The sequence below is a fragment of the Rhodopirellula sp. MGV genome, from assembly GCF_002251265.1.
Classification (GTDB): domain Bacteria; phylum Planctomycetota; class Planctomycetia; order Pirellulales; family Pirellulaceae; genus Stieleria; species Stieleria baltica_A.
Genome location: NZ_NPDI01000053.1, coordinates 42,601 through 56,400, shown reverse-complemented (window position 1 = coordinate 56,400; position 13,800 = coordinate 42,601). Strand labels below are relative to the sequence as shown.

At 56.8% G+C, this 13,800-nt stretch carries 7 protein-coding genes; 1 reads left to right on the top strand and 6 read right to left on the bottom strand.

Annotated elements, in window-relative coordinates; all coding sequences use genetic code 11:
• Positions 1 to 13 precede the first annotated feature (13 nt).
• From CGZ80_RS19560 to CGZ80_RS19535, 6 genes are all read right to left on the bottom strand, one after another.
• On the bottom strand, positions 14 to 1,348 hold the full coding sequence (locus CGZ80_RS19560; protein ID WP_094417368.1) for a NupC/NupG family nucleoside CNT transporter: 1,335 nt from the start codon (positions 1,346 to 1,348) through the stop codon (positions 14 to 16).
• Positions 1,349 to 1,353: 5 nt separating this feature from the next.
• A complete protein-coding gene (upp, locus tag CGZ80_RS19555; protein ID WP_094417367.1) occupies positions 1,354 to 1,989 on the bottom strand; it encodes a uracil phosphoribosyltransferase in 636 nt (211 codons plus the stop codon).
• A gap of 190 nt (positions 1,990 to 2,179) precedes the next feature.
• On the bottom strand, positions 2,180 to 5,944 hold the full coding sequence (locus CGZ80_RS19550; protein ID WP_094417366.1) for an efflux RND transporter permease subunit: 3,765 nt from the start codon (positions 5,942 to 5,944) through the stop codon (positions 2,180 to 2,182).
• Positions 5,945 to 6,269: 325 nt separating this feature from the next.
• Positions 6,270 to 9,437 carry an efflux RND transporter permease subunit gene (locus CGZ80_RS19545; RefSeq protein WP_094417365.1) on the bottom strand — a complete coding sequence of 1,056 codons (3,168 nt, stop codon included), beginning with the start codon at positions 9,435 to 9,437 and terminating at the stop codon, positions 6,270 to 6,272.
• On the bottom strand, positions 9,434 to 11,170 hold the full coding sequence (locus tag CGZ80_RS19540) for an HlyD family secretion protein (protein ID WP_094417364.1): 1,737 nt from the start codon (positions 11,168 to 11,170) through the stop codon (positions 9,434 to 9,436). Before CGZ80_RS19540 ends, CGZ80_RS19545 begins: the two co-directional genes overlap by 4 nt.
• Positions 11,167 to 11,946: a TetR/AcrR family transcriptional regulator gene (locus CGZ80_RS19535; RefSeq protein WP_158222781.1), complete on the bottom strand. Its 780-nt coding sequence runs from the start codon at positions 11,944 to 11,946 to the stop codon at positions 11,167 to 11,169. Before CGZ80_RS19535 ends, CGZ80_RS19540 begins: the two co-directional genes overlap by 4 nt.
• A gap of 534 nt (positions 11,947 to 12,480) precedes the next feature.
• Here CGZ80_RS19535 and CGZ80_RS19530 point away from each other — a divergent pair.
• Complete coding sequence (locus tag CGZ80_RS19530) at positions 12,481 to 13,719, top strand: XylR family transcriptional regulator (protein ID WP_094417490.1); 1,239 nt, start codon at positions 12,481 to 12,483, stop codon at positions 13,717 to 13,719.
• Positions 13,720 to 13,800 lie beyond the last annotated feature (81 nt).

Sequence of the window (13,800 nt, the reverse complement as noted above, 5' to 3'; positions counted from 1 at the left end):
TGTTTTCGCCACTTTAGAGCAACAATCCGGCGATCGCGCCGGTCATACAACACGCCAACAAACCGCCAAACATCGCTCTCAAACCCAGTTGAGCGAGATCTTTGCGGCGCGAGGGTTCGAGCCCGCCAATCCCCCCCACCTGAATTCCGATCGCGCCAAAATTACTAAATCCGGCGAGCGCGTAGGTCAGAATGACGGCAGTCCGATTCGAAATCACCGGTGCCTCAGCCTTCATCATTTCGCCCAAGGATTGATAGGCGATAAATTCGTTCGCAACAGTCTTCAGTCCAATCAAACGGCCAGCCTCCATGCATTCTGTCGCGGGAATCCCTAGCAACCACGCGATCGGCCAACAGGCGTACCCCAGGATAATCCCGAGCGACAAAACCGGTTCTCCGGCAAGACCGGTCCAATCAAACTGAAAACAGAGCTGTGCGAGCAGGACATCGACCAGATTCAAGATTGCCAGAAACGCGATCAGCATCGCACCGACGTTCAGCGCAAGTTTCAATCCGTCGCTGGCGCCAGCGACAGCGGCTCCCACAACATTGACATGCGCGGAATCGAATTCTTCATCCGCTTGCACCTGTTCGTCCCCAGACGTCTCCGAATTCCCCGACGCCTCCGAATTCCTAGACGGTTCCGAGGGCTTAAAAGCCAGTTCAGTCGAGACCACCGCATCGGCAGCTTCGGGCTGCATGATTTTTGCGATCAGTAGCGCCGCAGGAGCACTAATCACCGACGCGGTCAACAAGTGCGCCACGTCTATCCCCATCCCCGCGTATGCGCCCAACAGCCCACCTGTCACTGTAGCGAAGCCGCCGGTCATCATCGCGTTTAACTCGCTGCGAGTCATCGACCGCAGGTAAGGCCGCACCACCAAAGGGGCCTCGGTGTGACCGACAAAGACATTGGCGGCTGCCGCAAGCGTTTCCGGACCGCTGGTCTTTAACGTGAACTGCATCACCCAGGCGAGCGCATAGACGACCCACTGCATCACGCCGATGTAATACAGGATGCTCATCAGTGAAGAAAAGAAAATCACGGTGGGCAGCACGCCAAATGCGAACGTCGCCACGATCGATTCGCTGAACGATTCACTCAGATGCGACGAGAACAGAAACCCGCTACCCGCGTTCACGCTGCCCATGACAAGCGTGAATGCTTCACCAATCCAGGCAAAAAAGGAACGCCCGCTATCGGTGCGTAGGACCAAGAACGCGAGCACGAATTGCAGCAGCAAACCGCCTACGACGACACGAACTGGAAAACGTTTCCGATCGCTGCTGACCAACCATGCCAGCCCGATGAAAGCGACAATTCCCAGCAAACAGATGAATCGTTCCATTTCGATTAACCGTGCTGCGGCGTATCGAAAATCCGGTCGCCCGCGTCGCCCAAGCCGGGGACGATGTATGACTGCTCATTCAACTCGGGGTCGATCGCGGCGACATAGATTTTGACGTCGGGAAAGTCTTGCTGCACACGGTCGATCCCCGGCTTTGACGCGATCAGTGACAGCACGCGGATCTCGCTAACACCCCATTGCCGCAGACGTCGAATCACCAAATCGATGCTTCCACCGGTCGCCAACATCGGGTCGACAACCAGAGCGACATTGGGCGCGTTTTCATGTGGCAGTTTGTCGTAGTAGCCGACCGGTTCCGCGGTTTCTTCGTTGCGGTAAAGCCCGAGATGCCAGACCGCCGCTTCGGGAAGGAGTTCCAAGATCGGGTCAACCATTCCAAGGCCGGCGCGAAGAATCGGCACGATTCCGATGTGCACCGACAAACACTCGCCGGTGGTATCGCAGATCGGCGTCTTCACCAAACGCGGCTTGGTGGACAGGTCTTGCGTGGCGTAAACCCCGATAATCATCGACAGTCGCTGGACTGCGGCCCGGAATTCGCTTGGCCGCGTTTCCTTGTCACGAATCGTGCAGAGGTGGTGTTCGATCAGTGGATGCTCAACACGATGGACCAAGCTCACAGCGGTGTCTCCCAAATTCGTTTTGGCTACGCGAACACTCTCGGCGAAGCGATCGGAGACGCCAGCTGCGCACCATCGCCTTCGCAATGTGCACATTTATAGACCGAATTGGCAAGAAAGCGAAGCACCGCCAGCGTCGGGAGACGGAAACCCCGGACGCAACGGACTCGAACGCCCCGCTACCGCAGCACTACCGGCCCTTCATTCGATGGGGCCGGTCAGCACGCATGTTCGGGGCGTGAATTTTTAGATGGGGAAGCGCGTCCTTGTCGATTGGCTCCTCATCAAGAGATGACATCCCTGAAACGGGATCCTGTGGTGGCATCATGTCTTCGGGTTCATCAACCAACTTGGCCCCCACACGAGGCTTGAAGAACCGTCCGAGCGGTCCCGCCAACAGTGCAGGCAACAGAACCAAGTCGCCAATCAATGCCGCGGCCAACAACACCAGCATCAACGTTCCGAACCGTTGCGTCGGCGTGAACGTGGACAAAGCAAAAACAAATAACCCCAATCCGCCGACAATCGTCGTTTGCGTCATCGCGGGCCCGACGCGGCGATAGGTCATTTCAACCGCCTTCAGGCGATCGTAGCCCTTGTCCAAAAACGATCTAAACCAGCTCAGGAAATGGATCGTGTCGTCGACGGCAACTCCCATCGCGACGGACGCAGTCATCATCGTACCGATATCAACCAATCGACCGGTGTGCCCCATCAATCCGAAGACCAACAGCACCGGGAACATGTTTGGAATCATCGAAACGATTCCGGCCATCGTTCCGGAAACCATGTTGCCTGCACGCAGGAACGGTACGGGAGTGGAACCGGGGTTCAGCAAGACAACCATCACCAGTGCGATCAACACGAACGCCATCGTGATCGATTCGACAAGGCTGCCCAACAATGTGCGTTGTGCTTTGTAAACCACGGGAACCACACCGGTGTAAATCACCTCAAGTGCTCCGGCCCCTTCCGTTGTTGGTATCCGCTCCCCGACCAAGCTGTGTGTGATCGGCTTCTCGAAAATTGCTTCGCCGTCGACCAACGACTTCGCCGCGGCAAGGCTTTCCGTCGGAGCCTTTTCTTCGCCGACCCAAACCATTACATCAGAGATGCCGACAACCTTGTCCCACAACTCGCCACCGATTTCGATCGGTTTCTCGGTCGAATGGGGATCGATCCAACGCGGTTCGGGGATTCGCTCCCCACGAAGCAGTTCCTCAAGTACCGCCAAGTAGATTTGGTGTGTCAGGATCTGCTTCGAATCAGTTCCGCCGTTTCCTTTTGCCTTGTCGATTAGTTGTGTTTCGCGAAGCGGCTTCGGCTTTGCAGCCCCCATCATGACGACGACAGGCTTTTTCTTATTCTTCAGTTCACCCGCTTCAATCGCGGCAAGAATCGCGTCGCGAGTGTCGTATGCACGCAGGACCGGTTCAACCGAAGTCCTCAGTGTCTCGATGAACTGACCGTAGTCGACGTCCGACAATGCACTCACGCGCAAACTGATTCGCCACAGCTCGCTGCCTTTAAGTGGCCCGTATTCCTCCAAGCGGACATAGTCATTGGACAACAGCTCGTCTCGCCCTGCAGACAGTTCGCTGACGTACTGGGCACGAACCGGATTCCAACCGTTGGTCACATCGGGAAGAGGCTTCAAGAACGTGTTCACGGCGGTGGCCGACCCGACCACGCCAAGGCCAGGTTCCCCAAGCGTTTGGTGAACGACAAAGTTAATCCGGGCAACCGCCTCGACGCGTTCCAAGATATTCAACGGGATGGCCGAGGAAGGGTCGCCCTCTTCGCCCGACACGCCACTTTTTGCGGTACCAGTTGACTCCGAGGCTGCGGATTGTGCAGTCGCGACTTGGTGCGACGGCGGCACTCGCAAGACGAGCTCCATCGGTACCAGCTTGCCGAAATTCTTTTCTAGCCACGCATAGTCACGAATGATCCGCGCGTTCTCGTCAAACAGTTTCAGCAACTGCACCGACGTTTTAATCTTGGTCAAACCGAGCGAGGCGGCCACCAAAACCAACATGCATGCGGCCGTCACCCACCAATGACGCTTGCAGATCCAATGTCCTGCGGCGGCCCATTGATCAGACAACCAGGACTCGCCCGACTCCGTCTGCTTGACGGGGGCTTTTGTCTTCGACTCGGTCACAAACGTCTGCAGTGCGGCGGGCAGATACGTAAACAGAATCGCCAACGTCGCGATCACACCAATCGCGGCATAGAAGCCAAAGTTACTGATCGGTGCCAAATTACTTGTGTACAGCGAACCGAGACCGATCGCGGTTGTTAGCGCCGCCAACATGCATGGGAACGCCGCGTGCTTGATCGCGCGTCCGGCGGCTCCACTTCGCCCACCGCTGCGCACTTCATCGCGGTAATAGTTGACCACGTGAATGGCACCAGAAAGCCCCAACACATAAACCAACGAGGGCATACTCATTAACACGGCGTCGACACGACCGCCGGTCCAGCCGACGAAAGCCATCGAAAGCATGGCCGCCGCTCCGCCGACCACAAACACCATGATGGTGATTTTGACACTGGTGAAACACAAGTACGAAAGCACCACTCCGACCAGCACGCTGTAACCGACCAGACGCACCAGCGTGATGGTTCCCTCTTCGTCAATCGCAATGTTGTCGACCGGTGGCCCACCTAGACGCAGCGGAGGCGCACCTGCAACTGATTCGACTTCGGGGCGATTAAACGGTGGCGGAGCAACCGATGGCGGTGAAGCGGCTTTGACCCCGGAATCCTCCGCCAATTGCAACAGACGTCCTCGCGGTCCGCCCAGTACGCCACGACCGAGTGCATAGGCGAGGTTATCTTGCGCCGTGTCAGTGAGGGTGATCAGCAAACACGTTTGCCGCGGGGGAGGCTCCAAACCGGCCGCATCAAAGACGGCGTACCAAGCATCTGTCTGGACGTTCGTCTCCGAGTCAGCAAGCTCGTTCAGGTCACCACCGAGATTGGCCTCTGCAAACTCGTTGAGCGTCTTTTCGACCAGGGTGGCAAACTCAGCCGGAACCTTGTCGCGACGGGCTTCGGGGACCATTTCACGAAACGCGTCGGCAGACCAGTCAAAGCCTTCAGGAACAGCGGGCGCGAACAGCGCACCGGTCAATCGCTCCATCGCGCGGCGACGTGCAATCACAGGACGGCGCGAGGGATCCGTGAAATCGACGGGCCACAGAAGGCCGCCTTCTTTGGATAGCTCCTTGACCAACGAAACCCCCGTTTCGACCGACCGAAACATCGGGGCACAGACGAGCGTTGGGTCGTTGTAAAACGGGTTCGTGTGGTCGTCTCCGCTTTCGCCACCAAAGGCAGCGACGAAAGTGCCCGCTAAATCAAACCGATTGAAGACTCGTTTGACTTCGCGACCAAGCGCCGCAGGTCCGTTAGACGCTTCATCCCAACGGAAGAGCCTGCCATCAGGTGTAATGTAGTAATACTTTCCTTCCGCGGTGACCAACCACTTTTCGTTCTTTCCACCCCAATTGTTAAGCTCGCGAGGTGCGGGAAGCAGCCCCAACTGAACGCCAAACTCTTTTGCACGCCGATAATCTTCGGCAAGCTTTGGATCATCGATATGCTCTGCCGGATCCGCTTGACTGCTTTCGCGCCGCAGTTTTGACGCCAAGAGTTTCAAGCGTTGATCGTCTTCGGTACATCCCGGCCAAGTTGCGATCACGAAACTCTCGCCAGCAAAGTGCTTGGCAAACCAAGCCAACTCTGACGTTTCGACGAAGTCCGAGGGCAACCAGTCTTTGACGTCGTTCTCTTTCGATTTCAAGCTCAAGCGAGCCGATCGAAATGCGAACGGCATCATGAAAAAGAACAAAAATAAAATCACCAGCGACCACGAAAGGCCGAGGACGGTTCGGCGTTCCAGCAACGGCGGTTCCGCCTGGCCGCTCTTACGCTGGGGGGTATGCATGCTGATTTAAAGCGAGGAGTAGGCGTAGGAAAATAGGCTTTTTGCCTTGTGGATCATGCTTCAATGGCGTTTCAACATCCGCACCAGCTCGGGTGAGCGGCATTGAGTGGCGGCACGCAGGACGCGGCATCGCCAGCCATTTGAACGCAAAATACAGGCCGCGACCCCGCAGGTCTACTTCAAAGCGTTCGAGGAGCTACGGACATTTTGTGTGCAACCACCAATCGGGCCGATCGCGTAAGGTTTTCGGTCGACACCTTTTCGCGTCTCCGCACGATCGGCTGGAACTCCGTCTGGCGTGCAATTGCGGTGCCAGATCGAAGGATTAAGACGTCGCAACTGACGTAAATTCCGGTGGCACATCGCGATCATCAACACGCCGAGTTTGTCGGTAACGCACTTTTTGACGTTGAACGATTTGAAAGGTTGCCGGCACAAACACGAGCGCCAACAAAGTCGCCCCGACAACGCCGCCTGCGATCGCTACCGCCAGGGGTGGCCAGAACTCGCCGCCATCAAGAATCAAAGGCATGAAACCGGCAATCGTCGTCAACGTAGTCGCAAGGACGTGGCGGGTACAACGGACGACGATTTCGACAATCGCGTTCACGGGCATCACACTTTTGAGCCCCGCTGCTGATTGGGGTGCAGCATTTTGCAGGGACGCCAAGACGACAATCGAGTCATTGATCGAAATCCCGATCAGCCCCATTACACCGATGATCGCCATAAAGCCAATCGGAAACCCGCCGCACCACAGCCCCACCATCCCTAAACCACAACTACAAAACGCAACCACAAAGATAATCGTGGCGTAGCGGAACGACCCAAACGACAGCACTTGCGATGCCACCATCAACACGGCAAGCACGCCAGTGTTCGCCATCAGGTTTCCCAACGCATCATCTCGCTGTGAAGTTTCGCCTCCGTACTCCATCGTGTAACCCGGCGGTAACTGAAATCCTGTCGCCGCTAACGTCTGTTCGAACTCGACCAATGAAACCGAAGGCAGAGTGCCCGCGGTTACAAATCCAGAAACCAAGTTCATCCTTCGTCGATTCATTCGCGGGATCACCGCGACTTCGTTTTCGAACGATAAATCCGCAACGCTCTGCACCGGGATTTGACGACCGCCTTGCCCTTCCAAGGTTAACGCGTGGATTGCTTGAACTCGATTGCGATCTTGCTCGCCGACCTTCACCACGACCGGAACCTGTTCGGTGTCCTCTAGAACCGTGCCGGCCTGAACGCCTTCTAACAGTGCAAATAGCTGACGAGAGACATCCTTCGCTCCTAAACCGGCTAGCCGTGCGTCTGACGCTCGTACATCAAACGAAACTGTCGTCAAGGTTTCATTGAGTTGTGCTTTGGTGTGTATCACCTCCGTCGCCGACGACAACAAGTGCCGCACTTCGTCACCAAGCTCCTCTAAGCGATCCAAGTCTGGACCGAACAAGCGGATCTCGATTGGCGCCTCAAACGGCGGGCCCTGCTCCAATTGGCGAACCAACACGCGAGCCTCAGGGACCAAACGGTCCGCTTGAATTTGCAACTGCCGCAATCGCTGACGCATTCCGACCGAAGAATCCAACTGCACGATCGCGTTCGCAAAGTTTGGAACGCCTCGACGATTGTTGATCACGTTGTAGTAAAACATCGGGGCGCTTTCCCCAAAGTACCAACTGATATGATCTGCCCCAATTTTGCTCAACAACTGATCCAACTTCGCCGCGGCATTCCGGGTCGATGTGATCGACGCATCGACTGGCAGTTCCAATTGGATATGAAACTGATCGCGGTCAGATGGCGGGAAGAACTGCTCAGGTAGCGTTCGCGCCAACAAGAATCCCGTGATCGGCAAAACCAAGCTGAAACCGATCGCACGGATTGGCCTCGCCAACAACCAAGTCAAACACCAACGATAAACTTGCTCAAGCCGGCGGCTGGAAAAACCGTCGTCAGCCAATCCGTTATGTGCCCCGGGATTCGTGCGAATTAAATACGCGGCGAGTGCCGGGATCACGGTCAAGGCAAAAAATAAAGACGCCGAAATCGCCAGAATCACACTGACTGCAATCGAACCGACAAATTCCCCCGCGTTGCCCGGCATGATCGCAATGGGCGCGAACGCCAAAGCTGTCGTGATCGTTGACCCGACCAACGGAACCGTTAACTGCCCAACGGTATGCCGAACCGCGTCGATCCGCCGGTGCCCTTCGCGTATCAACCGATTGACCTCATCGACCGCGACGATGGCGTTGTCAATCAACAACCCCAGCGCGATGATCAAACCGGTCACCGACATCTGGTGAATGGGTATGCCCAGCACACGTAGCCCGAACAACACGGTCAGCATCGACAACGGAAGCGCAGCGGCAACCACCACCGCACTTCGCCACCCCATCAACAAAAACACAACAGCCATCACGGCGGCCGCACCGATGATCAAGTTCACAGCAAGCGTGCTGAGTCGGGAATCCACATAACGGCTTTGATCGAGCGAAATCGCGACCAACACACCACTGGGCAGACTCTCGCGAAATCTTTCGATCGCCTGCTGCGCCTTGGGACGCCAACGATCGAGTCGCTCGCCGCGGCGCACCATCGCTCCCAAACTAACTGCGGGCCGTCCGTCGACGATCGCCATTCGAGGCAACGGGTCGGCGGCACCACGATGAAGTGTTGCGACGTCGGCCAACCGAATCACTTCGCCATCGGTTCCGACCCGAATGACGGCTTCAGCGATCCGACTAACATCGTCAAATTGGTTGGCCATTTCGAGCACAACGTTTTGACTGCCGCTGCGCATCAATCCGGCTGCGTTTTTCGCATCGAATTGACCGATGGCCTGAGCGATCTCGCTCGCACCTAACCGCAAGTCGGCGATTGCATTCGGATCTAACTCCACCGTGATCTGCTCGCCGGGATCGGCAAACCGTTCGACCACTTCGGTTCCGCCGATGGCTTGCAATTCGTCCTCCAATTGCTTCGCCAACCGCCGCAACACACCCCACGACGGCTCCTCATTCGAATCCCAGCACACGTTGACAATCAGCGCGTAGGCGCGGACTTCGATTTCGTCGAACACCGGCCGTAACGCTTCATCAGGAAGCGCAGGAATGACGTCGCTGATTTTGGCGCGCACGTCACTCCAGACCTCATCGGTCTCCATTACATCTTCACGCAGCTCGATTTGGATCGTGCTAATCCCGGGTCGACTTTCGCTGGTGAGCTTTTTTATCTCCTCAACCTTTTGCAACCGATCCTCGAGGGGTTCGGTCACCAGCGCTTCGATCCTCTTCGCATCCGCACCTAGCATGCGAGTCGAAACCAAGCCGGCGCGTTGACCGATTAAAGGATCCTCCATCCGGGGCAAAACGGATAACGACGTCAGCCCGGCCACGATCACCAGCCCGACGACGAGCGTTAAAATACGTGGCTTCCGATAAAACAGCGTCGCCATCGAATCGAAAGTATCCTCTCGTCCGATCACATCGAATCCTCCGCGATGTCGTCCGCGACGGGACCTTCACCGCGTGAACGGAAAATCGGCTCAACGTTCGTTCCGGCCGTCACACGATGCAATCCGCGTGATAACACCGCATCGCCTTCACGGATCATGCCCTGAACCAGAACGTAGACGCCATCGGTTTGCAGCACCTCGACCGCACGGCGTTCACAGACCATCCCCGTCGGAGGCGGATCAAATTCGACTTCGCGCGGCACACCGCTCCCATCGGCGGCAGACACATCGACATCGACACGGATCGCTTTTCGGTTCAAATCTTCGGCGGGAATGACCAACGTCGTCCATAAGCCGTGCGCTCCTCGGACCAATGCAGATGACGGCAACCACACTCCGTTTTCGAGCCTCTGGGTTGGATCTCGAGGCGGGATCAACTCAATCACTTCTCCCGCAACCCAACCGACATCGCCCGATCGCTCGATATTTTGTCCCGACGCGATCGCGTCGATGCGGTCAGGAATCGCCTGTTTAAGACTTCCCAATTCCGCGAACACAACTCGAGTCCGAGTGTCTCTGCGAACCGTCGGCTCGCGACGGTCAATGCGGCCTGTTCGCAATTGTTCTCCCAATCGCAAAATCACATTGTCGCCACGTTGCAGTCCCGCGGCGACACTAGGCGGCAATGCGACCTGTGCCTCCAGCGCGTGGCTGATCAATTCCAAGACCGCCGCACCGGGTGCGATCACTTCGCCTTCGTCAACCATCCGCCCCGCCACCTGACCGTCAAACGGCGCAACGACCCGAGAGCGATTGCGCTGAGACTGAATCTCGCCAAGACTCGCCTGAATCACTTCACATCTCGCTCGCTGCGCGGCGATCTGTTCCTCACGTGTGCCCGCAGTCAGTTCTTCGAGTGTTGCGGTAGCAGACGCCAACTGGCTGCGTTCGGCATCGAGACCGAAACGCGCCGCATCGAGTTCAGATCGACTCGTTGCCGACCCACTCGCGAGTTTCAGTTGTCGATTCGCCTCGACCTCGGCCAGCATGACACGAGCCTTCGCTTTTTTGACTTCGGCACTCGCCGCTTCGATCGCCTGAACGCGCGGCCCGGCAACCAACTCGGCCAGGATTGCTCGCGCGGCAGCGAGTTCGCTTTCGATTCGCGACTGAGTGGCATCGAGATCGTCTTGCGCGATTACGGCCAGCAGGTCGCCACGTTGGACAAAATCGCCTTCGTGCACGCCAATCTGTGTAACTTTTCCGCCTCGTTCGAACCCCAGCAAACTTCGCTTCACAGGGACAAGCAACCCCGTGTAACCGGTCGACAGCACCGGCGGCGGGATCGATCCGGCCAAGACAACTTCCACCGGCAGCGGACGCGCACTGCTAATCGCGTCCGCTTGACCTGAACCAAACGCCAGCGATTCATCGGCGACGAGTTCTGAAGAGCCATCGTCCAGGGAACCCGTTCCCCAAATCCCGCTTTCCACCAAGGCCGCCTCTAACAAAATGGCGGCGTCATCGGGACGCCAAATCGCTAACCCTCCGACAACCAACAGCAGCCCGACCACCAATGTGGCGAGCATCGAAAAGCCACCGGATGGCTTTGCCGCTTTCGCGTGATCGCTTCGTTGACGATGCTGATCAACGATAACGTGTTCGGCGACGGTTTCTGTCACTGGATCGGTAACGCTGATCGATGCTTCGGTACGTTGGTCGCCAGCCGTTTGCTCAACGTGCTTCGGATTCAAAACACTCATTGCTTTGCCCCCTGCAGTGACTGTGACGCCATCGCGTCTGGTGGATCGACGGTGACCACCGTCCCGCGACTCGACGGACCGTCCGCCACTGCTGATTCGCTTTCGATCTTCAGTTCCTGCCCGACTTCCCGATGTAACAAACTTCGAACCTTTTGGATTAGTATTTCGTCGTGCTCGGCGTCATAGAGCGGCTTCCATTGGTACCCGTCCATCAACGCGTGACAGTTTCGGCGAATCGCTGAGAAACCGTCGTGTATCCCCAGACGATCCAATCCGGGGCTTGATCCCTCGATCAACATTCCTCCGTAGGTTAACGACCACAGTCCAAACATCACGTCTTCAATACAAAGCGAATCGGGAAGCGTCAGATCGCCCCGACGAACCGCTTCCATGCCGACGTTGACCACCACCCCCATGCAGCGTTGTTCGCACAATGCCATCGCCTCCCGGCGTTGCTCGGAAACCTTTTCCCAAACAGTCGAATGACGCACCAACACATCGATCTGAAACAGATCCGCGAACCTTACCCGGAAGTCCTGACACGCGACCCCGATTGCCGCAATTTTGTCTCGCGAAGTCGACATCGACTCGACCGCAGTCAGGAATAGCTCGCGACGTTTGTTGTTTGCGCCGATCGCCAGCGCTAGCAGAATCTCTTCCTTGCACGAAAAGTGGTTGTAGATCGTTCCCTTGGCATAGGACATCTCTCTCGCGATCGCTTCCATACTGAGCGCCGCTAAGCCACCACGCGCTAAACGAGGACGAGCAATTCGCAAGATTGCCGCCTCGCGATTGCGGATCTCGGCTTGCTTCGGCGTAAGAGAAGCACGCCCCGCCCGCGTGCGGTTTGAGCTCCGCGTACTTCCCGGGACTGGAACGTCCCCAGATTTCGTCGCACTCGTGCTTGCAGAACCGTACCTTAGCCCATCGCTCATCAGCTGCCCCCTAATGTTGCGGCGGCACCAATTTGACGCTGCGCCGTGTTTGACGTTACGTCAGAAATGGCGCGACGTCAAGTTTCGGCAGCCCGCCACAGCGTCGCAAGGGGCCGCTCCCCCACAACAAGAGTGGTGCGATGATTCAACGGTCCTGTAACTCCCTTTGGCGCTGGGGCAACGCAACGGAATGGCAAAAAATCGAAGACTAAGATCTATTTCTTTCGCACGAGCCGCTTTTCATCAGCCATATAGTTGAGCTGACGCGCTAACCAGATCATTGAATCACCGTTATCGCTAAGATATGTTCTCCCTCGCATTGCATGCAGTTTGCCACCAATGGCGCGCACAAGCGACACAATTCTGATGCCGATCATGAACACACCGACTACCGCAGGCGACGCTTCCGCCCAACCTGCTTTGCCTGCATCGAACACGTCTCGTCCAAAAGTGTTGCTATTGGTCGAAACCACGATGGCATTTGGCCGCGGTGTACTTGAAGGGATCAGCCGGTATCGAATCGAAAAACAGCCTTGGTCGGTGCAACTTGATCTTCGTGATCTGATGGCCGGCCCACCCGCTTGGCTGAAATCCTGGGATGGCGATGGCATCATCACGCGTGACTTGCAGCCGGAGATGTTGCAGTACGTTCAAGAATCAGGTGTCCCGACGATCAACTTGGGCGACATCCGCAACGAAACGTCGTTGCCATCGGTGATGAACGATCACGGTGCTGTCGGACGACTTGCCGCAACACACTTGGCCGACAAGGGATTGGAACATTTCGCATTCGCCGGCTTCGATGACCATCTTTGGTCACAGCTTCGTTATGAAGGGTACCGCGCGTGTTTATCCGAACGCCGCATCGCGACAGCAGACAACATTCACTTGCACCTTTCCGACTGGTCAACGGCTCGAAAGGAAGGCTGGCAAGAACAACAGAACCAAATCGTCGAGTGGGTTCGCAACTTGCCGCGACCGATCGGGATCTTCGCCTGCAATGACTTCCGCGGACAACACATCCTCGAAGCCTGCCAAACCGCGAAGGTCTCGGTGCCTGATGAAATCGCGGTCCTTGGCGTCGACAACGACCATGTCCTTTGTGACTTCTGTGACCCACCGTTGTCCAGCATCATCCCGGCCGCAGAGCGAATCGGCTATCAAGCCGCTCTATTACTGGACCAGCTGATGCGTGGCGAAAAGCCGGCGGACTTGCACCTGCGAATCCCACCACTCGGTATCGCCGAACGATTGTCAACGGATGTCTTGGCAATCGACGATGAAGATGTCGCGGCGGCGATTCAAATGATCCGCTTTCGTGCCTGCGAAGGCCTGACCGTCTCAGAGATCTTGAAAGAAGTCCCGATCGCGCGTAGCAGCCTGGAACGACGCTTCCGCCAGTACCTCGGCCGATCGCCGCAAGCAGAAATTCGTCGTGTGCAAATCAAACGCGCCTGTCAGTTGCTTCGTGACACAGAGTTGAGCTTGGTCAAGATTTCGCGGCTGACGGGATTCAAGCACGCCGAATACTTCAGCGTCGTCTTTAAGCGTGAAGTCAAACAAACGCCGGGACGCTATCGCGAAGCAAGTCGCGCAAAAGCTCGCAAGCTGTAGCAGTCTGTACCGGCCGCCGACCAGATCGACGTTGCCGGGCAAACTCTGTTTTCTGTTCGCCGACGCCGTTTGTGGACGGAC